Here is a 20471-nt window from a genome sequence, read left to right on the forward strand (position 1 = left end):
AGGCAGACAAATCATCTTGCATCGGGCAGCCCTTTCGCAACTCAGCGCTCCTCTGACTTGGAGGAGGCCAGGAGGGCGTTCCATTCATCCGGCGGATTGCCACGCAACAGCATTTTGCTGAACACCACATACGGGTCGGACCGGCCGCCGGCGCAGCGCAGAGTCTGCTCGTCATTGATCCAGACAAAGACGATCACCCGGGACGCGGAATCGTACCGGAAAAAAACACGAAAACGCCTTCCGATCTTGGCTCTGCGCCAATGCCGGAAGGCGGGCCCCATGGTCGTCCCGAGGCGATACTCGGGACGCGACGGGTCGGAAGGAATCGTATCGAAAACGAGGCGGGAAACCGCTGTAAAAAGTTTCACGTTGGAGTTTGACGCATGGCATTCCGGGTCGCTTCGCCTGGCCCGTTCCGCCGCCGCTTTCAGCCTTTCCAACTGCTCCAGCATGCACTCGTGGAAAAACAGCTTCCAGCCATGATTTTCAATCATAGCTCCACATCGCCCTGGATGTCTTCATCGACAGGAAGGTGCAGAGCCGCGACCATGCTCTCCGCAAGCTTTCCGGATAGAGGCCGAATATTGCGCCCGGCTTCGATGTCCCTTTCCAGAAGCTCCAGAAAACTGGCAATGGCCGGATCCTCGTGCTCAGCCTCCTCGCTGCGCGTGACGACGACCTCGTCGCCGCGCAGTCTGAACGACACCTTCCCCCCAAAACCAACGCCCAGGGCCTGACGGATGGACTTGGGCAACGTGATCTGACCTTTCGAGGTCACCGTCGCCACTTCGTGAATGGTGTTCATGGAACGTTCTCCCGGTTGTTTCGGCGCAAGGTAAGGATTATTCCTTACCTTGTCAACAATCGCGCCTCCCGGCCACTTCAACCGACCGTGAACCGGACCACCTGACGTTTTGGGGCGGCCTAGCAGGCCGCCCCAAAACGGCGATCTGCTGCGTCAGCGAAAAAATCCAGACCGCTTATGTATGTGCAATACACTGAGCGCCCTGGATTTTTTCACTTCCTTGCATCACCATTTTTTTAACGGCCTACGAATTTTGAATTTTTCAGCCAGCCAGCTAGCGCACCTTGTACGCACGCACCCACGGGTACTTGTCCACGACCAGGGTGAAATCGTCGGCGAAATCCTCGGGGTCGCGGATGAGCATCTGCACCATCATGGAACGGTACATCTTGGAGTCTGTCAGAAACACCTGGCGGGAAAACTGGTTGATGAGCACATGCGTGCCGGACCCGTTGGGCCATTCGAAATGCCGCGTGCCCTTTTCCTCGATCACGTCCAGGGAGTCGAGCGGAAGGGGCTTGCCGTTGAGCACCAAGGTCCCATTGCCCGAATCCACGCGGATCTCCCCTTGGATCTGCTGCATCTTGCCCGGCGAACTGGTCCCGGAGACGATGTCCCAGTGCCCGTAATACCCGATCCACCCGGCCAGACGCAGGTTTTCCCAGGACACGACGAAATAGTTCGGCACGGTCGTCGCGATGTCCTGCTGCGACTGGCCCAACTCATCGACGAACTGCCTGGCCGCCGATGCGTCCTTTTTCCGAATCTCCTGCACCGGGTCGCCCAGAAACAAGGCGCTTCGCATGTCCGTCGTGTTGGTGGAACCGGATTCCAACATCGCCTGACCGAAATATCGCATGAGTTGCGCGGATTCGCGGGGTGTCTTTGCGCAGTGCACGCGCGCCAAGGGGTAAAGCCAGGGCCCGGACTGGCGCCCGCCATCGCCGAACGTAGCTCTTTCGGCGTAGTATTGACCTGCATAACCATAGTCCCACCATTGCCAAAGCAGAGCGTCGGACTCTGTTGCGTTCCGCAATTCCAAAAAAGTCTGGGCAAAGGTTTGAGGCAGCACCGGCACCGGTCGCATCTCCTGCATGAAGTCCGCGGAGGGCCAAAGCGCCACACAAGCCATCACCAACTGAGCGATCCAGCGCCGCCCCTGGCTCTGGCGGAGCATGCACAGCAACTCGCTCAAACCGAACCCCAGTCCCATGCCGATGCCGACAGTGCCATACATGGCAAAGCGATTGCCAAGTTTTACACTTGCCAACCCCAAGCCCAGAAACGGCAGAAAAACGAGAAGGGACGGGCGGCGCCAAGACGCAAATCCAAATCCTAACATGCCAAGTGTGAAAACCAGCCAATTCCCGCCCATCCGCGCGCCGATCAAATCCCATTCAAGATTCTGAGCCTCTCGAACGCTTTGGGCGATGTCTGGCAACTTGAGTTCTGTCGCCGTAGCGTTGCCGAAGCCCGGCGCTCCAGTTTTGGCGTAAAAAAACACTCGCTGCACCAAGGCCCATATCAACTCATGGACATTGGACAGAATGAGCACAGCGACGGCAACCGTGACCATTCCGGCAATCTGATATTTTACCGCAACGCCTTGGGGTTTACGCAGGCACCATACAACCCATGCGGCAGCCAGCAATGCAGCTATCCATCCTCCAAAGGTCATGGCAAACATCAGGATCAAACCACCCCAAAAAAGCTCGCGTCCATCCTTGCGAGCAAGAACAGCACCAACCAGGCCAACGACTGAATACATGGCGAAAATGACACTCGTGCTGCTCGAATAAAAAAGGATGCCAGCCTTTCCAAGCGCTCCAACACAAAACGCGAGCGCTATCGCGCCAAGCGGAGATACTTCAACCCCAGAAGGCTCGTCCGGACGCGGCCAAATATTTTTGAGCAGAGCGCTCAACCAGGCCACCAAACAACTCGCGATTACAATTGGAAAAAAAAGAGTCAGCACATCGGTATCACAAAACCCGAGACGCGTTCGCACCAGATAGCCCAGTCCAGACGTGGCCAATATCCCAAAAACCAAGCCACCTTCTGGAAGACGGAGAAAACGGGCAAGCAGGCAGACGGGCAAGGCCAGCAACGGGACAAAAAGGACAGGAGACCAGAATCCCAGAGTCGCCACGTCCACACCCAACACCGAGTGCAAAATGGCCAGCAACCGGGAAAACGGCGCATCGACATAGTTGCCAAGACCTTTGACTCCGGCCAACCAGGCATAGGCATCGTGGGTAGCCATAAGATGTTCGCCATTGAGCAAGAATGCCCCATCCTGCCAGTACGGCAATTCCGAAAGGCGGATGGAAATCGTCGTGAAGACGACAAGCACGAACGCAAGCCAGAATTCGCCGGTCTGAGAAATGGAGAAACGTGCAGGTTGGGTCATGAATTGCATCCTGGTGCGATAGTGAACATATTACGTACGAGATGTTTGATTCTTCGAGGGCATGCCCTTCTGAGATAATTGAAAATACACGGCCAATGTCTCCGCTTCAATTCGCTGCGATGAAAATTCCGATAGTGCCAGATTGCGTGACGCTTCACCCATTCTTTGACGCAGTTCACGACTCAGGATCAATTTTTCCAAGGCATCGGCCAGAGATCGTGCATCCTTTGCAGGCACCAGAAACCCATTGACCCCGTCCTGCACTGCCTCGCGACAACCCGGGACATCCGTGGCCACGAGTGGACGCCCTGCTGCCAAGCCTTCGAGCAACGATTTGGGCAATCCTTCACGGTATGATGGCAGACAGACAATATGACTCTGAGTCAGAAGTTCGGGAATATCACTCCGATGTCCCAACCACTCCACCGCCCCGCTCAAATTCCACTCGTTGAGCGCCTTGGTCGGAATCGAGGCAGGATTCTGATCGTCCGGTGCCCCGACCAAAAGCATACGCACGACCCGGCCGCGAGTTTTCAATATGTGCGCAGCCTCGACATATTCGCCAATACCTTTGTCCCAAAGCATTCGTGCGACCAAAATGACCACTGGCGAACCGTCCGCCTCAGGAGCAACTGCAAATTCTTGAGTATCCACCCCCGCCCCGCGAATCAGAATCGCGTCTTGGGGACGGACGATCTTTGCGGCTACAAAAGCCCCCACGTCATCCTGATTTTCAAAAATGACCGTGCTACCACGAGGGTTAAGCAAAACCTTGAGTCCTAACATAGCGAGAGGCCGCAAAAAACGAGCTTTCCAGGAACCGGAAGAAAACACAAATCCCAACCCAACCGGCGCATTGATGATTTTGCGACATCCGGCAAAAATAGCTGCAATGGTTCCATACATGATTGGCTTGAGGGCAATATGATGGACCACGGAAGGACGCTCTCGGCGATAGATCAAAATGAGGCGAAGAATTGTTATCAGTTCCCGAAAAGGGTTCAATCCACGCCGGGAAATTGGAAGCGGAATGAATCTCATCCCCTGATCACGAATCGTCTTTCCATGGGAACTTTCCCGCGCCACGACCACAACCTCATATCCGTCATGAAGTGCCGCCCTGGCCCGGCCCAGAAAATGGGAGCGAAAGAACCAGTCTTCTGTAATGAAATAAAGAAGCTTGGGTGACATCAACACTTTTTCCCCAATGATTCTTGATCTGCAAAGATGCACAAAAAATAATGCAGCGATTCTGGGTCCGGCGCATCCCTCATGCGCGTGAAGTAGAGCTTATCCATTCCCGGTAGGCTTGCGCCCAAGTCCACTATGGACTTGATCACATAAAGTACAAAGGCCCTACACAAAAAACCAGTTTCTCCCCTCTGGAGAAAATGCCGTGCCTGGGCACGCAAGAGGCTAGTCCGGCCGGTCAGCGTCCGCCGTGCTGAAAATGGCCCTTGCCTGTACGCAAGCAAAACATCTGGCAGGCAGGCGAAGGTGCTGGTATGCGATGCCCTGATCAGCAGTTCCTGGTCCTCGGCTCTGTGGTATTCTGGAATGGCGTACCGATTCCGTCGAAACCACTCGGCTCGGCCCATCCAGGTCGGGTGGGCCAGGGGAATGTTGTTCCATGGGCGCGCACAGATTTCGTCATGACTCTGCGCAAAGGGAAGCAAGCCTATCACGCTCCCATCTTCACGGAAGGCAATCGCCCGCGCCCCAACCAGATCCACATCGGGATGGCATTCCAAAAATTCAACCTGCCGGGCCAACCGCTCGGGAAATGCAATGTCATCGGCGTCCATGCGGGCGATATACTTCCCCTTGGCCAAGTCAATGCCCTGATTAAGACGAGTGGCAAGACCCTGAGCATTGGTCCGAGGAACTGAAACTATCCTCTCGTCCCGAAGAAAACTCACCGCCAATAAAGAGTCATCTGTTGATCCGTCATCAAGTACCAAGAGTTCCCAGTTCTCAAAAGTCTGTTGGCATATGGAGGTTACTGCCGCGAGAATTGTTTTCTTGCCGTTGAACACAGGAAGAATTACCGAGATAATAGGACAGTAACTTGTCATAACGAATCCAAGCGGTTGGACAAAGGCATAACTTAGCCCAGCATCAGGCGCCGGTATTCCGGAACAATCTGATCCCAAGTGAAGCCTTTACTCCAGATTAACGTTCTTGCGGTTTGACCCATTGCGCGAATTTTCTCGGGATTTGAGAGCATGTCTCCCATTTCATTCCCCAAGACTGGAATAGATAATACGGCTGAAGTCTCTTTGTGTCGAGGTATCACCCTACCGCCGCCCGTCCAGAGGGCAATTTCGTTGCTGTTACCAACCGAAGAGGCTAAAAATGGGGTTCCCGCCGCACACGCCTCAAAAAGCACTAAAGGAGAATACTCAACATGCGATGCAAGAACGAAAAGGTTTGCAGATTTGTAAAGATTTACCACATCGGAACGCGGCAAGTCGACGATCACTACCCTTTTGCTCGACGTTTGGAGTCCTTGTAGCCATGCCAACCATACCAATGGCCATCGGCCAGTTGAAAGATGCTTAACCTGACGCTTGAACAATTCAACAAATCGACTCCCAGGAGAGTTGGCATTAATTACCAACGTTGCAGGTCGAATAAGTCGCGCATGTCTGAATGCACGTATGACCTCCCAATGACCTTTAGCCGCTAGTCGACTTCCCACAGAAAGCAAAAGATCGTCACCAATATTGATCCCCAGCTTGTGACGTATTCCTTGGTCGCTAGGATCTATGAATTCTCTTTCATCCACGCCGTTAGGGACAAGGTGTAAATGGGAAACCTTATGATGGCGAGCAAAGGCGATGTCTTGGTAATCGGTTGCGTAAAAGATCAGTCCGTCGAAGCACCGAAGCCAGTCCGGCATGATGCGGTAGTAGTCCGCGTAAAACGGATCGTGCAGCCCTGAGAAGCCGCATGGGATGAACAGCTTTCGGCAACTCAGCCTAGGCAGAACCTCAATGGCGGCATCGAATGTCCACTGCTGGGCCGCCTTGATCAGCAGGGCATCGAAGTTCCCTTGCAGCAGAAAGGAACGGTATTCCTCGACCGGCCCCGCAATACCCTTTGCTCGGTTGCCTTTGATTGGGAAGGACACCACCCGCACGCCATTGCGCAAGGTGTCTTGCGCGCGGTCAGGGTGCGGACTGGAGGCCACAGTAACGTCCACGCCATCTGCGGCCAATCGCTCAGCAATCTGGCGCATCACTTCCTGCACGCCGCCTACACTGGGGGGGTAGTGCTCGCAACAGAGCAGGACTTTGGGTCTATGGCTCATTGCGAGCCCTCTTTGGACCGCGACGCTCGCCAGAGCTTGATCTGCGCTTTCAGCCAGCGCAGGGGTTCCTCACTCAGGCGGACATCGCTGAAATAGGTGCGCGCACCCGGCAGTCCCAGATCCAGTGCGTAACTGCCCAGCAAGTACCCGAAGTTACTCTTGGCAAGTGCCCGATAAGACGGGGGGAGCAGTTCAAGTTGGCGATAAAAAAGATGACGCTGCCGTTCAAACTGCCGTGCGTTAAACGTGCTGATCTGGTCAGAGCCTACCCAATAGGCACCCAGAACCTCTGGTATGTATCGCACACGGGCCCCCTTGGCGACTAGGCGAAACCAAGCGTCGAAATCCTCAACAGACGCAAGGTCCCGACTTTCGTCAAAACCACCAATGGCAATCATGGCTTCACGTCTCACCGTCGTTCCAGAGGTTGGAAATGGATTACCAATTCGCACCATATGGCACAGGGCATCTGCCATACGCAACGCGCCCCCGATCTGCGAACCGTGGGCAGGTTGCGTATTCCGATCCAAGCTGAACATGGATTCCGGAGCAAACTGAACACCGATTCCGCGGCAAACTGAACACGGAATCCATGGGAAACTGAACACCGATTCCGGAACAAACTGAACACCGGGTCGTGTTCGATCCCACGGGAAAAATTTCCTCAGCGGGTGCGGCGCTGGATAACTCGGGCATACTCCTTTTCAGGAGGTGCCCATGGCCAATTCGAGGTTATCCATGCGCAAGATCAAAGACGTCTTACGACTTCACTTTCAATCAGGGCTGACCGTGCGACAGATCGGTCAGAGCCTCAGCATTTCACACAACACCGCAATCGAGTATCTGCGTCGATCTCGGGCGGCCAATATAGGTTGGCCTTTGCCGCCCGGCTTGTCCGACTCGGATATTGAGAGCCTGCTCTTTCCGCCCCTGCCGCCGAGCACTGTGAAGCGGCCGGAGCCGAACTGGGCCGACGTCCACATAGAGCGCAAACGACGCTCTGTGACCCTGCTTCTGCTCTGGGAGGAGTACAAGGCAGAGCAACCCGACGGCTTGCAATACAGTTGCTTCTGCGACCGCTACCGCGCCTTCGTCAGCAAACTCAAGCCATCCATGCGCCAAATCCATCTGGCCGGGGAAAAGGCTTTCATTGACTACGCCGGCCAGACCCTTCCCATCCAGGACCCGTTCAGCGGCAAGGTTCGCGAGGCCCAGATCTTTGTGACCGTGCTTGGTGCCAGCAACTACACCTTTGCCGAGGCCACGTGGACGCAGGGCCTGCCGGACTGGATCGGCTCCCATGTCCGCGCCTTCACCTTTTTCGGCGGCGCCCCGCATCTGCTTGTCCCCGACAATCTGCGGTCGGGCGTCAACAAAGCCTGCCGCTACGAGCCCGACATCAATCCGACCTACGACGACATGGCTGCACACTACGGCTCGGCCGTCATCCCGGCCAGGGTGCGCAAGCCCAAGGACAAGGCCAAGGTTGAGGTCGGCGTGCAGATTGTGGAGCGTTGGATTCTGGCCAGACTGCGCAACCGGATCTTTCTGTCCCTGCACGAAGCCAACCTTGCCATCGCCGCCCTGGTAGCCGACCTCAACTCCCGACCGTTCAAAAAGCTGCCGGGCAGCCGAAGGGAGGCTTTCGAAACCCTCGACAAGCCAGCACTCCTCCCGCTGCCGTGCGCCCCTTACGTCTTTGCCGAGTGGAAGCAGGCCACGGTCAACATCGACTACCATGTCGAAGTGGACGGGCATTATTACTCCGTGCCGTGCAGCCTCATCAAAAAACGTGTCGACGTTCGGATCACGGCCACCAGCGTGGAATGCTTCCACAAGGGCCAGCGCGTGTCCGTGCATCCTAGGTCCATGCAGAAAGGACGGCATACGACCGTGATGGAACACATGCCCAAGAGCCACCAAGAATACGCGGGCTGGACCCCGGAGCGCATCATGGAATGGGCACGGAAGCTCGGCCCCAATGTCTTTGCGCTGGCCGAGGCCATCATAGACTCGCGCAAACATCCTGTGCAGGGCTACAGATCCTGCCTGGGCGTCATTGGGCTGGCCAAGGAGCACGGTCCCGAACGCCTGGACGCGGCCTGCGAACGGGCGCTGCATCTGGGCGCCCTTTCTCAGAAAAGCCTCAAGTCCATCCTCAAGACCGGACTGGACCGTCTGCCGTTGCCGATCCGCAACGCTGATCAGACCTCCATACACCACGACAACGTGCGCGGCCCGGAATACTATCGCAAGGAGGCCTCATGCTGAGTCACCCAACCACGCAGACTCTCAATGCCCTCGGCCTTGGCGGCATGGCCAGGGCTCTGGAGGAACAGCGGGCCATGCAGGGCATCGAAGAACTGTCCTTTGAAGAGCGCTTGGCGCTTCTCATCGACCGCGAAAAGATGCACCGCATGAACCGCCGTCTTACGACCAGACTGAAGAGGGCAAAGCTCAGGCACGCGGCCTGCTTCGAGGACATCGACCTCCACACTCCAAGGGGTCTCGACAAACCCTTGGTTATGGGCCTGGGCTCCTGCTCCTGGATCGGCAAGGGACACAACGTGCTCATCACTGGACCGACCGGCGTAGGGAAGAGCTTTCTGGCCTGCGCCCTGGCTCACAAGGCCTGTCTGGAAGGCTTCGACGCCCTGTACATGCGCTTGCCTCGGCTCATGGAGGATCTGCTGATCGCCAAAGCCGACGGCCGGTACGGAAAGCTCATGCGGTCCTTTGCCAAAACCCCTCTGCTCGTGCTCGACGACTGGGGGCTGGCTCCGATGACCCCAGCCGCATGCAGGGAACTGCTTGAACTGCTCGAAGACCGTCACGGAAGGCATTCGACCATCGTCACCAGCCAACTGCCCGTCGCGGCCTGGCACGACTACCTCGCTGACGCGACAATGGCCGACGCCATTCTCGACCGTCTCGTCCACAACGCCTACCAGCTCAACCTCAAAGGAGAATCCATGCGGAAGATGAAATCCATCATTGACCCCAACTGACCAGTTCCCATAGCGTTCCAAAACCAGCGTCGCTTCGCTTCGATTTCCTGGTCAGTTTCAGCCGGAACGCGTGTTCAGTTTGGCATGGAATCAGTGTTCAGTTTCTCCGGAATGCGCAGGCAGGTCTGGCCATGGTGTCATGATCGGCGCGCTCCACAACCAACGGGTGATAAACGATATCAGAATCGTCACTGAGGGCCGCTCTGAGGCGTGCGATGCGAGAGGGGAACCACCAATCGTCCGAATCCAGGAAACTGATCCATCGAGTAGTCGCAGATTTTGTGGCGAAGTTGCGCGGCCGAGCAGGGCCGCCCGAGTTGTCGATACGCAGCAACCGAAGACAAAGCCGGGTGTTGAAGCCATTGATCGCCGATGCGATGTCCTCTGTTGAGCCATCGTCACATACGATGACCTCGAAATTGGGATTCGACTGCGCCACTAGGCTGTCGAGCGACCGGATGAGTTCCTGGCTTCGGTTGAATGTGGGAATGACAACAGTGAGATCGGCATGGTGTTCCGTAATCATGGTTTCATCCTGCCATCCGAATCCATCGCGAGGGGATGAGATCGGGCGTTGGACGATCCACTGCGTACCACCGCTCGGGCGCAATCACCAAGCCACCTGTAGAGCGCGACAACCATGCTCCCCACCAACTAAAGCTGCTGTTAGCCAGAATGTGGTGACGGCACAAGGACATTAAATGCAAGTCCTGAAAGGCATTACCCGCCGAGTTGTGATCGACGTAGCAGGTCGGAAGCGACGAATGCAAGTTGGCCTTGGTCCATGCAGGATCGTCCGAAAAAACAAATAAAATGGGATTCGCCACGCGCCTGACGATATATTGAATTGCCTTATGGTAATAGTCGAGCGAGCATAGACCGTGATAAGCAGATGCTGACGCCAAGCTCACGTAGTCGCCCCGCCGTACGTGCACCGACACCGCATCGCCATGCCGCATGCGCTCAATCACGCGAAGGTCTTCCGAGCCCGGCGGAACGACCGGGCTGAGTTCCGTCAGTAACTGGTCGCGGATGTCAGCAAAGTACGCCTCGCTCTGCCAGAAGCCGACCAAGTAGCTGTTTGGAGGGGCCGAAAGCACCTCCGGGTTAACACCAAATCCGTGCTCGCGCACAACATGCAATGGTAGCAAGGGCTGGAGAAATCTCGCCCAACGAAAACGCATGGGAGCCCACAGCATTTGCTCACGCCGGGTGGCACAGCGCATGATCACCTGATAATGGTTGAGTTCCAGCGGCCGGGGCGTCTCCTCGGCGCGATGGTACTTGAACCAGTGCAGATCTGCGACCAGTGGACAGCCGTGTTGCAAGGCCAGCCGACGGGCAGTGGCGTACTGGAACAGTTGGTTGCCGAGACCACCCTGTGTCTGAAAGGCGATCATGGCAGGGACTCTCTTTTTGGCGGAAACAACTTCTCCACCTTGCGCACGATTTGACGGGAAAAGCCGTTGCCTGGGTTATCCCAGCTGCATTGATAAGCCTTCGACGATGGAACTTCGTAAACCTCGAAGGGTCCGGAGAACTCGAAACCTTGTATGAAGTACGGCAGGTTATTGCGCACAAGATCGTCCCCTCCGAGTTCTAGTTCTCGTCGAAGCTCTCTGGTGATGCTGGCAAATTCATCTACTATTGCGTGCTGTTTTTTTATATACCGGAACTCTCGGATGGCGTCATCAAACCAAACATAGATCCGGTGCACGTCCAGATCAAAAAGATATTCATACGGAGGAAGGGGGAACTCCAGATAACCCCGGTCACCCGCGACCCTAAAAACCTCGACTCTGAAACTTTTTGGAGCAGGCGTGTGCTCGACAATGTGAGATACGATGACATAGTTGAATTCATTGTCCTGAAACAGAAAACGACCGCCATCGTAGTAAGTCAATTTACATTGACCGAATTCCGGGTTTGTTAGGACGCGAACACGCAGACTAATCGCGGCTTCTAAGTCACGGTATCTGTACTCAAGAAATTCGTCTTCTCGGAGACGAGGGATAGAGCATGGACCAACATCTATAACCTTGCATATCAAATTGATAAACTTGATGTATTCAGGAAGAAACATAATTTTATGAATATTTACTGTTTAGCCTATGCTGACCAATCAGCCAAGCTAAGCCTAGCAAAAGTTGAGTTGATGTATTGGCTAACCAGATTACTCCACCAAGTAAAATTCCCGTGGCAATTTTTTGGAATATCACTATTAGTGTCGCCACCAAGAGTACGATCAAATTGAATTGGAGCACTCGTTTCGACTGCCCGATTGCGATTATGATGTTGTAAATACAGTTATATAAACTGTTCAGGGCGATTGCCAACAGCAGAACCCGAAGTGGACCGGCGCCGACGCTAACAATTTTAGGGTCGTGCAGCCAGATGGATAGAATCTGCGGGGCAAAAGCGCATGCGAGCAAGGCTGGCAAGGTTGAGAAGAAGACGGTACCAGCCAGCATCCGCTTCATGTGGATATTCGAAACGCGGCCTTGGGACTGAATGTCATGGACGATGATTGGAAAGTAGGCGCGAATCACCGGTGCTTGCAAACTTAAGAACGCCAAAGCCAAGGTGGCGACGACGGTGTAGATACCGAAAGACTCGACGTCGACTGTTCGACTAAGGATGACCCGATCGAGTTGACTGACAAATAGGCCAATAAGAATACCGCTAGACAGTACGGATACATCCTTCAATAAGGGGCCCAACGCGACCGTGTCATCAGTCGCGTCGGAGGAGCCTTTGCCAAGCATATGGCGCACCGTAATTGCGTTGGAGCAAACCTCCAGAAAGGCGATAGCTGCGAATGCCAAGGTATACAGCCAGGCCTGAGCGGGGCCCATCGTCAGGGCCATCAGCGCTACGGCGTGTTTGAGCGTTCCGAAACCACACGCCCTAACGTTGGCCAGTACTTGGCGCTGCAGACCATTCCATAGGCCAATGTGCAGGTTGTTAAGAAACTGGAACAATAACTGAAAGCTGACGATGCGAATTGCCAACTCTAGGTCATCAGCCCGATGGATGGGCACTTGAAACCAATGGTGCGATAGGTAACCGGCAGAGATCTGTAACACCATGAACAGCAGTAGACCTAGGCTGATGTACATACGAAGGAACTGGGCCACGTACTGTCGAAGGCGTACTGGATGATGGGCTTCTTGTGCGGCCCATCGGGGAACGATCTGGCTGAAGCCGGCGTCGATGAAATTCGACAAGATCTGCAGGCTTGCACAAGCAGCCACCAATCCCCACTCCGACACGCCAAGCAGTCGGATGTAGACTGGAATGGTCAGCATTGACAGCAGGCTCAACCACGCCAGCGCAATAAAACTGGACGCAGCATTGCGTGCCGTCAACGATGAGAGCGGTCCTAGCGCCTGCTCGAGAAACGATGTCAGGGACGCTCGCCGTTTCATGACCCAGACAGAAGTACTGACTCAAAGTAACCAATGGTCCTCTTTAGACCAGTCTCCAGCGAGATATTAGGCTCCCAGTTCAATAATCTTTTGGCCAGTGATATGTCGGGCTGCCGCTGCTTGGGGTCATCGACAGGCAAAGGATGGAACACAAGTTTTGATTTCGACCCAGTCAATTCAATGACGAGTTCTGCCAACTGACGAATGGTGAACTCGCATGGATTGCCAAGATTGACGGGGCCAGGGAAGCCGGGTTGGCCGTTGTCACCAGTCGGAAGGGCCATAAACCGCAGAAACCCTTCGATCTGATCGTCCACAAAGCAAAAACTGCGAGTCTGCTCACCATCACCATACAAAGTAATGTCTTCGTTGCTGAGTGCCTGCACGATGAAGTTGCTAACGACCCTTCCATCGTTAGGGTGCATGCGCGGTCCATAGGTATTGAAGATTCGGGCCACTCGAATGTCAAGACCATGTTGGCGGTGGTAGTCAAAGAAAAGCGTTTCCGCGCATCGTTTTCCCTCGTCGTAACAAGAGCGCAGTCCAATGGGGTTAACATGGCCCCAGTAGGCCTCGGTCTGAGGATGGACTTTCGGATCGCCATACACTTCGCTTGTAGAAGCCTGCAATATTTTGGCTTTGGTCCGCTTGGCCAGCCCCAACATGTTGATGGCACCATGGACCGATGTTTTGGTCGTTTGGACGGGATCAAACTGATAGTGGATTGGCGAGGCGGGGCAGGCCAAATTATAAATTTCGTCCACCTCTACATACAAGGGAAAGGTGACATCGTGCCGCATCATTTTAAAATGCGGATTTCCCACAAAATGTGCGATATTATCTTTAGTTCCGCTGTAAAAATTATCCACACACAGCACATCGCATCCATCTTTTAGCAATTTTTCGCACAAATGTGAACCCAGGAAACCTGCGCCTCCCGTGACGAGAACACGCTTCCTATTACTGATCTTCATGTTTTTTTTCCCATAGCGGAGAAACTTGACTCACACAAAATCTTGCATCACTTTAAGAGCAAAACAAGACATCACCCATGTAAGCATGGGCCCAAGTCTTTCTTTGTCGATTTTTCCGTTTTCAGCGAAGACATGGGGTCAACTTGGAAGACATTGAGTCAAATCTTCCTTTGACGATACTTATATTTATACACAATTTTTCTCAATTAAATCTCATGATTATGCAACCCATCGCCCTTTCCACTAGCTACCCGCTACCCCTATCTGCGAAAAATGCTTTGCGCGCCGAACGGTCTCGCCACTTGGGTAAATCCGGGCTCAAAATCCTTGGACTTCGGGAAAACACCTAATATATTCTGACAGTAATCCGCAAAGCGCCACGCCGAGCCATACAAAAAAGGGGTCATGGCATGCAGCGTGTTGAAATGATCGGCAATGGCCGCGTAGTTAATGTCGTAGTCATGTGCAGCTAGGTTACGTGCAGTTCGACACTCCTGCCATTGCCGCACCGATTCAAGCACTCCGATTTTCTCATAGAAAGTCAAAACGCGCAAAAAAGTCACTGCCTGCTCGCCCGACAAAACAGCCGCGCATCGCATGGCGGTGCCAAGAGTGTCCTGAAGCTTGGCGAAGCGTTCATTTATGGCAGCCACCGTCTCAAACACATCGACATCCATCTTTCGACTTTCCAGGAACTCCGGGGTGAGCGGCCACTTCAACCGAGAAATGGATCCGTCAAGAAAGTACGTGCAGCGCTGAATCGCCTCGACGAGTTCGGCCAGATATTCTTCCCCCGCCCTCAAGGACCCGTTCATGCCACCTCCAACCGTTTCGCATTGGAAACAATCATCTTCTGAAACGCCGAGAAATCCTCCCCCTTGACGCGGAACGCCGCATCCACAGGCAGTCCGAGGGCCTCCTCCAAATCCAGCATAAGGCGTACATGCGCAATTTTCGATACCGGTCGTTCGACCTCGACCAGGATGTCAACGTCCCCGCCTTTGGCCGCATCGTCGAGACGCGAACCGAAAAGATATACATCCGACTTTTGGCCAAGATGCTTCCTGACTATCCTTACCAAGGCATCCTTCTGTTCCAGACTCAGCCGCATTGAGCCTCCCACCGATCAGGACATGGTTATCAAATCTTCCTTTATCGATTCTTCCGCTTTCATTCATGCATACTCTTGGTAGAGAACATTTTCAGCCAGAGTTTTCCAGCGATATGAGGCACCCTCTGCATCGGTGAGCAAGGCTGGCAGGAAAAGGATTCGGGGGTCCTGTCATCCGTCATGCCAGACATTCTTCCGGCCCTTTGCGATGGATTCCAGGATTTCCATCAGCCTCCGGCCCGCCGCCATGGCCTTGCGTAGTCGCACGAGGTGCAATTCGGGATTTTCCGGGTAATCGTGAGCGAATTCGTTGCGGATGCGGCGCAACTCCAGCCACTCGTCCGCCAACGGAATCCATCCGAGCTGCTCCAGCCGATTCAGCCGGTCGATCACGGACATTGCGGCGACCTCCTCGCCAAGCGCCCCCAGCAGAGCCGGGAAAAGACGTCCGCCCATATCGTCCTGCAACCGCGTGAACCTGTAGGCAAATTGGTCCAGCAGCCGCCGTTCATGGCTCGAAAGTGCGAGCAGGTCCGCTGCGGAGAAATGCTTGTCCCCCAGATCGTTCAGAGCATCCTGCAGGGCGTCCGCGTGCCCCAGGCAGACTTCAAGGGCTCGCCCGAACTTCATCCGCTCTGTTTCCATGCTCACAACTCCACCCCCGTGGCCACGGCTATTGCGACGATGGCGCGATCATCTCCCGGCAAGGCCGTGATCAGATCGATTTTTTGCTCTCCAATCGCTTTTTCAAGCATGACCAGATATCGCACTCGCTTTTCTCCAAGCGTCATCATGTCCGCATTGTCCGAGCTGTCGTCCAGGAGGATCAGCAGGTCGATGTCCCCTCCGCGCCGCGCGTCATCCACCCGGCTGCCGAAAAGCAGAACCCTGGCCTCGGATCCAAAAACTTCCTCCGCCGCGTTCCGGATGATGTGCCGTTCACGGCCACCGAGTCGCACGCGTCACCTGTCCTATGCGAAGAAGACATGGAGACATGGGGGCACGTCATCCGTTGACGATTCATTCATTTTCAAAACCGATCCCCTCTCACTACCTTTGTCTGCGGAAAACAGTCTTCCCAACCCGTCCAATGTGAGCAAGCAGTTCCTCATTGTCTCTGTTCTTCGTGCGTGAACCCTCGCTTGGAGCGGATTCTGCCCACGCATCTGGTCAGAGGCATGGGGCCAAGTCTTCCTTTGACGATTCTTCCATTTTAAATACCAATCCCGTCCATTTTTTCACTGAGAAACATTTTAAGCTTGGCTAAACGCACCAACCGTAGCCTCTTCCGGACGCATTCCTTGCTCGCATCATTCGAATAAAGTTTTTCGCCTAGAGCGCTCCACCTGCCTTGCCCACACGATCCAAGACTTCGGCCAGTTCTTCGATGCTGGAACATGCAGCATTCAATACCGCGGCCTTCATCTCGTCTCCTTCGGGATAGTCATGTGCAAATTTGTTGCGAATTTCCCGGATTTCCTGCCAACGCTGAACGCTGGGGAGAACCCCGAGTTTCTCCAGCTTATTGAGCTTGTCCAACATGGGGCTCTCTTCCAACGGTTCCATAAGAACTTTGAGAAGCGCTGGAAAAAGCTTGCTACCCATGCTGTCTTGCAGCTTGGAATATCGATACACAAGCTGATCGATGTCTTGAATGGACTCTAAATCAAGGCTCGATAATTTTTGCCCATCAAGCGGCAAAAACGCGTCCATTGATTTGAGGGCATACCTGGCGTGGACCAGATGAGTACAACATTCCTGCCACGCATCAGAAAACCGCAATGCATCGACATCGCTGTTTGTCGAAATCACAATTGTACCCCCTGACTCCGTGCGAGACGCAAAATGTTCGGACGATCCTTGCGATCCGGGTAGTCCACGAGCACATCGATTTTTCGTTCTCCAAGAGTCAACTTAACCCTGGCCAAAAAACGGAGTTGAGCTTCGAAAATGGCGGCATGCCCCATCTTTCCAGTCTCCACCAACAGATCGATGTCTCCACCCCGCAGAGCATCATCCACACGTGAACCGAAAAGAAAAACCTTGGAGTCTGCCCCGAAAGCTTTTTGTGCCTCGTCGCGCAACACTCGACGCTCTGTTTCCGTGATACGCATGCCCCCTCCTCGCGCCAGGGTCACTTCTTCACACCGCGGCTACCGAGCCAGCCCTCAACTTCACGCATGAAATCCACAAAAACTTCCACATGTCCGTCAACAACATCCTGAACAATCTGCCAATTCACGGCAACATAATCATGCACGGCGATATTGCGCAGGCCGACGCTGCTGCGAAGGGCGTTGGCCGTGCGCTCTGAAATGACTCCGTGATCTCGTAGCGCGATGAAGGCCGCCCCCATCGTGTCTGGGAGCGTTCCGGCGAGATCGGAGAGCATGTGCAAGGCGATGTCCACACTCAGTTGCACCGCGCGTTGGAGATTCACGCTCAAGATATCCTGCAGATCATAGTTGCGAAGCAGTTCTTCGTGCGTGAAACCTCGCTTGGAGCGGATTCTGTCCACGCATCTGCCAAGAGACTCCATTTTCCGCAAAACGAGCATTTCATCCATGCAGGCTTCCCCTCACCTTGTCCTTGAGCGCCCGAAGCACCATTGGCCGCAAGTCTGCCCGGTATCCCAGCGCCCGAATGGCGAGTTCGGCCAGGAGGGAAGCGTCCCGCTTTACCGCAACCTCGCCGCCAAGGACGATCTGCGCCAAAAACTCGCCCTGGGCTTCGCGCAGATCGGCGACATCTACCTCGCACCCCAGCGCTTCAGACAACCGTGCACTCAATTCTCCACGGCGACCTGGCGACATCTTGCCGTCCAGCGCCACAGCCACGTCGGCATCCGAACCGGCATGGGTTTTTCCTGACGCCTGGGAGCCGAACAAAATGGCCAGCCTAATATCCGGATCGGCCAGGGTTTGCCTGATAGCACGGACCATGCTCTCTGTTTCCATCAGGAGCACTCCGGCAGCCACTTCCCAACATAATCCCCACACGCCAACCCGATCCCTTCCGTAAGCGCAACACTCGGCCGCCAACCCATTCCCCGCATCCTCGAAACATCGAGAAGCTTCTGCGGCGTCCCGTCGGGCTTCCCGGCATCAAAGACAATCTCCCCTTCAAACCCTACAACTTCCGCCACCATCCGCGCCAGTTCGGCGATAGTCACGTCCTGGCCGCAGCCGATGTTGACCAAGGGCGGTTCGTGGTTGTTGAACAGCGCTTCGGTCTTCCCGGCCTCGCCCATCAGATACACACAGGCGCCGGCCAGATCGTCGCTGTAGAGGAATTCGCGGCGCGGGGTGCCCGTGCCCCAAACGGTAAAGCTCCTGTCGCCCCGCTCCTTGGCCTCGTGCGCCTTGCGGATCAGGGCGGGCAGGACGTGGCTGGTCTGCAGGTCGTAGTTGTCGCCCGGGCCGTAGAGATTGGTCGGCATGACCGCGAGATATCGTGTGCCGTACTGGCGGTTGTACGCCCAGCACATCTCGATGCCCGCGATCTTGGCCAGGGCGTAGGGGCGGTTCGTGGCCTCCAGGGGGCCGGTCAGCAGATAGGATTCGCGGATGGGCTGCGGACATTCGCGGGGATAGATGCAACTTGAGCCCAGAAAAAGGAGGCGCTGCACGCCGGACGCATAGGCGCTGTGGATGACGTTGGTCTGGATGGCCAGGTTGGCGTGGATGAAATCCGCCGGGTAGGTGTTGTTGGCGTGGATGCCGCCGACCTTGGCCGCGGCCAGGAAGACGTACTCGGGCCGCCGGCGTTCGAAGAAAGAGCGCACCGCGCCCTGGTCCATGAGATCCAGGGGTTCCAGGCGAACGCGGCCTGCGGCCTCGGGGCCGAAATCCGGCGCCTTGCGGTGGATGGTGCCGACAATGTTCTCGAACCCTTGGGCCAGAAGAGCGCGCACAAGGGCGCTGCCAACCATGCCGGCCGCTCCTGCCACGAGAATTTTGTCTGTTGTTTTCATCTGCGTGTCATCACCATGCACCATCCATCTCGCCCTACCCTATTGATCTAATACGATATTTTTGCAAGCGACTCGTAGGCTTCTCCGGAATGGTATGTTCTATCATTCCGGCATCAAGCAAGACGCGCACGACCTTGTTGAGCTGCCCTGAAACTCGCTTCTGCCCAAGCCGAGCTGAAATCTCGGCCTTTCCTGCGGGCCCTTCCGCCAGAATACGCAGTACAGCGTTTTCCAACGACTCTGGCTGTGACTCTGGCTGTGACTCTGGCTGCGACTCTGGCTGTGCATTGTCTTTAACCCGTCGACGGACGACCGCTTTGAATTGATTGCCTGCACGATCATCGACCAGCTCAATTTCGGGCCAATTCGCCAAGGCTCGCGGAATGCCGCTCCCAAGTCCACGATAGGGCAATATGTGAAACGCGTGGGAGGCCAGGGCGGGATTTCGAAGATTTGAAATGCCGTAGCGTATCTTTTCGGTATCCAAATGGTTGGGCAGATGCCCGGGGCTGATGATCTCGACCCGATCGGAAAAAACCAGCAGCCGAATAGGGGCGTTCAGGAAATAGTCACGATGCACCAGGGCGTTAACGAGCAACTCTTCAAAAACGTCCTCAGGTATCTCCAGCAATCCAGGGCTGTTGAAACCTTGATCGCCCTGTACATGCCGCAGGTTGCGTTTGAGAAAGGCCATGGCGCGTCGATACTGCTCGAACAGATCACCATCTATGTCCTCGCTGTCCAAGTAGCGATTGTCATACAGCACCGTGCCAGGAAAAGCGACGGATTTGACAATGAAAGATGGCTTATACACATGCGGCGACTTGCCGAACAACATCAAAGCCGCCAGGTTGGGAACGCCATCACGCGCCAAATTAAGGTTTGCGAGCAATTGCGGCAGGGCCAGTCCGGTACTCTCGAAAGATCGCTGATAGCGCCTGCCAAAGTATTTACCCAAGGCGTCCTGATCGAGATCGTTGAGAGTGGCCGATTGTACCGGAACCTCGTCCGCATACACGAGACCGGAGGATTGAAACAGTCGCTGCATCTCTTCTCGTGCGGTGACGTGGCGCTTGTCCGCTCCGCTTTTGACCCAAATCCGGCCCTGGGCGTCCACGTAGGGTTTGTTCAATCCCTCAGCCACATCAATCACCACGACAAGGCCACTTTTAGTCATGACATTGCTGGTTGTCGGATTAATGGGCGGACGAACATGCTGCGAGGAAGCATTCGACAACAACTGATTGAGCCGGGACACATCCGCCGCGTCCAAGCCGCAGACATTCCCGCTATCGTCGACGCCGATCAGCAGCACTCCACCACTCGTATTCGCAAAAGCGATCAATTCCGCAGCCAATGAGTCGATATTGCTGAAATCTCGCTTGAATTGGTGGCGGCTATCCTCGCCTCTGGCAATGATTACCGTGAGCTCAGCTTCGTTCATTTATC

24 protein-coding genes are annotated in these 20471 nt (G+C 55.1%); 2 read left to right on the top strand and 22 right to left on the bottom strand.

Annotation, left to right across the window (positions count from 1 at the left end):
- Window positions 1-41: 41 nt before the first annotated feature.
- From ACYQ3G_RS04935 to ACYQ3G_RS04965, 7 genes are all read right to left on the bottom strand, one after another.
- Complete coding sequence (locus tag ACYQ3G_RS04935) at window positions 42-494, bottom strand: type II toxin-antitoxin system YhaV family toxin (RefSeq protein WP_459823044.1); 453 nt, start codon at window positions 492-494, stop codon at window positions 42-44.
- A complete protein-coding gene (locus ACYQ3G_RS04940) occupies window positions 491-805 on the bottom strand; it encodes a type II toxin-antitoxin system PrlF family antitoxin (protein ID WP_459823046.1) in 315 nt (104 codons plus the stop codon). The genes ACYQ3G_RS04935 and ACYQ3G_RS04940 overlap by 4 nt, the downstream gene beginning before the upstream one ends.
- Window positions 806-1079: 274 nt before the next feature.
- Window positions 1080-3215 carry an STT3 domain-containing protein gene (locus tag ACYQ3G_RS04945; RefSeq protein WP_459823049.1) on the bottom strand — a complete coding sequence of 712 codons (2136 nt, stop codon included), beginning with the start codon at window positions 3213-3215 and terminating at the stop codon, window positions 1080-1082.
- A gap of 30 nt (window positions 3216-3245) precedes the next feature.
- Window positions 3246-4406, bottom strand: a complete 1161-nt coding sequence (locus ACYQ3G_RS04950) for a glycosyltransferase family 4 protein (protein WP_459823052.1) — start codon at window positions 4404-4406, stop codon at window positions 3246-3248.
- On the bottom strand, window positions 4406-5290 hold the full coding sequence (locus ACYQ3G_RS04955; RefSeq protein WP_459823055.1) for a glycosyltransferase family 2 protein: 885 nt from the start codon (window positions 5288-5290) through the stop codon (window positions 4406-4408). The genes ACYQ3G_RS04950 and ACYQ3G_RS04955 overlap by 1 nt, the downstream gene beginning before the upstream one ends.
- A gap of 32 nt (window positions 5291-5322) precedes the next feature.
- Window positions 5323-6528 carry a glycosyltransferase family 4 protein gene (locus ACYQ3G_RS04960; protein ID WP_459823057.1) on the bottom strand — a complete coding sequence of 402 codons (1206 nt, stop codon included), beginning with the start codon at window positions 6526-6528 and terminating at the stop codon, window positions 5323-5325.
- Complete coding sequence (locus ACYQ3G_RS04965) at window positions 6525-7067, bottom strand: glycosyltransferase family 2 protein (RefSeq protein ID WP_459823060.1); 543 nt, start codon at window positions 7065-7067, stop codon at window positions 6525-6527. Before ACYQ3G_RS04965 ends, ACYQ3G_RS04960 begins: the two co-directional genes overlap by 4 nt.
- Window positions 7068-7266: 199 nt before the next feature.
- Between ACYQ3G_RS04965 and istA the strand changes: the two genes are divergently transcribed.
- Both istA and istB read left to right on the top strand, forming a co-directional pair.
- Window positions 7267-8799 (top strand): IS21 family transposase, encoded by a 1533-nt coding sequence (istA, locus tag ACYQ3G_RS04970; RefSeq protein WP_459822249.1) that lies wholly within the window; start codon window positions 7267-7269, stop codon window positions 8797-8799.
- A complete protein-coding gene (gene istB / locus ACYQ3G_RS04975; RefSeq protein ID WP_459822251.1) occupies window positions 8793-9536 on the top strand; it encodes an IS21-like element helper ATPase IstB in 744 nt (247 codons plus the stop codon). Before istA ends, istB begins: the two co-directional genes overlap by 7 nt.
- Window positions 9537-9633: 97 nt before the next feature.
- On the opposite strand, the gene ACYQ3G_RS04980 is transcribed toward istB, so the two are convergent.
- The 15 genes from ACYQ3G_RS04980 to ACYQ3G_RS05050 form a co-directional block, all read right to left on the bottom strand.
- The gene (locus ACYQ3G_RS04980) at window positions 9634-10062 is read right to left on the bottom strand and encodes a glycosyltransferase family 2 protein (RefSeq protein WP_459823063.1); all 429 of its coding nucleotides are present in this window, start codon (window positions 10060-10062) and stop codon (window positions 9634-9636) included.
- Between the two features lie 4 nt (window positions 10063-10066).
- Window positions 10067-10936: an alpha-1,2-fucosyltransferase gene (locus tag ACYQ3G_RS04985; RefSeq protein ID WP_459823066.1), complete on the bottom strand. Its 870-nt coding sequence runs from the start codon at window positions 10934-10936 to the stop codon at window positions 10067-10069.
- Window positions 10933-11439, bottom strand: a complete 507-nt coding sequence (locus ACYQ3G_RS04990; protein ID WP_459823069.1) for a hypothetical protein — start codon at window positions 11437-11439, stop codon at window positions 10933-10935. The genes ACYQ3G_RS04985 and ACYQ3G_RS04990 overlap by 4 nt, the downstream gene beginning before the upstream one ends.
- A 184-nt stretch (window positions 11440-11623) precedes the next feature.
- Window positions 11624-12904 carry a lipopolysaccharide biosynthesis protein gene (locus tag ACYQ3G_RS04995; protein WP_459823072.1) on the bottom strand — a complete coding sequence of 427 codons (1281 nt, stop codon included), beginning with the start codon at window positions 12902-12904 and terminating at the stop codon, window positions 11624-11626.
- Window positions 12905-12960: 56 nt separating this feature from the next.
- Window positions 12961-13938, bottom strand: a complete 978-nt coding sequence (locus ACYQ3G_RS05000; protein WP_459823075.1) for a UDP-glucuronic acid decarboxylase family protein — start codon at window positions 13936-13938, stop codon at window positions 12961-12963.
- A gap of 260 nt (window positions 13939-14198) precedes the next feature.
- Window positions 14199-14753: a hypothetical protein gene (locus ACYQ3G_RS05005; protein ID WP_459823077.1), complete on the bottom strand. Its 555-nt coding sequence runs from the start codon at window positions 14751-14753 to the stop codon at window positions 14199-14201.
- Complete coding sequence (locus ACYQ3G_RS05010; RefSeq protein WP_459823080.1) at window positions 14750-15049, bottom strand: nucleotidyltransferase family protein; 300 nt, start codon at window positions 15047-15049, stop codon at window positions 14750-14752. The genes ACYQ3G_RS05005 and ACYQ3G_RS05010 overlap by 4 nt, the downstream gene beginning before the upstream one ends.
- Window positions 15050-15220: 171 nt before the next feature.
- Complete coding sequence (locus ACYQ3G_RS05015; protein WP_459823083.1) at window positions 15221-15694, bottom strand: hypothetical protein; 474 nt, start codon at window positions 15692-15694, stop codon at window positions 15221-15223.
- A gap of 2 nt (window positions 15695-15696) precedes the next feature.
- A complete protein-coding gene (locus ACYQ3G_RS05020) occupies window positions 15697-16008 on the bottom strand; it encodes a nucleotidyltransferase domain-containing protein (RefSeq protein WP_459823086.1) in 312 nt (103 codons plus the stop codon).
- Window positions 16009-16381: 373 nt separating this feature from the next.
- A complete protein-coding gene (locus tag ACYQ3G_RS05025; protein WP_459823089.1) occupies window positions 16382-16861 on the bottom strand; it encodes a hypothetical protein in 480 nt (159 codons plus the stop codon).
- A complete protein-coding gene (locus ACYQ3G_RS05030) occupies window positions 16858-17163 on the bottom strand; it encodes a nucleotidyltransferase domain-containing protein (RefSeq protein ID WP_459823092.1) in 306 nt (101 codons plus the stop codon). The genes ACYQ3G_RS05025 and ACYQ3G_RS05030 overlap by 4 nt, the downstream gene beginning before the upstream one ends.
- Before the next feature lie 20 nt (window positions 17164-17183).
- Entirely contained in the window at window positions 17184-17615 is a 432-nt protein-coding gene (gene hepT / locus ACYQ3G_RS05035) for a type VII toxin-antitoxin system HepT family RNase toxin (protein ID WP_459823095.1), read from the bottom strand.
- Window positions 17608-18006 carry a type VII toxin-antitoxin system MntA family adenylyltransferase antitoxin gene (mntA, locus tag ACYQ3G_RS05040; RefSeq protein WP_459823098.1) on the bottom strand — a complete coding sequence of 133 codons (399 nt, stop codon included), beginning with the start codon at window positions 18004-18006 and terminating at the stop codon, window positions 17608-17610. The genes hepT and mntA overlap by 8 nt, the downstream gene beginning before the upstream one ends.
- Window positions 18006-19022, bottom strand: coding sequence for a GDP-L-fucose synthase family protein (locus tag ACYQ3G_RS05045; protein ID WP_459823101.1), 1017 nt, complete (start codon window positions 19020-19022; stop codon window positions 18006-18008). Before ACYQ3G_RS05045 ends, mntA begins: the two co-directional genes overlap by 1 nt.
- A gap of 34 nt (window positions 19023-19056) precedes the next feature.
- Window positions 19057-20466, bottom strand: a complete 1410-nt coding sequence (locus ACYQ3G_RS05050) for an RNA/DNA-binding domain-containing protein (protein ID WP_459823104.1) — start codon at window positions 20464-20466, stop codon at window positions 19057-19059.
- Window positions 20467-20471: the final 5 nt, after the last annotated feature.

The organism is Desulfomicrobium salsuginis (genome assembly GCF_054657795.1).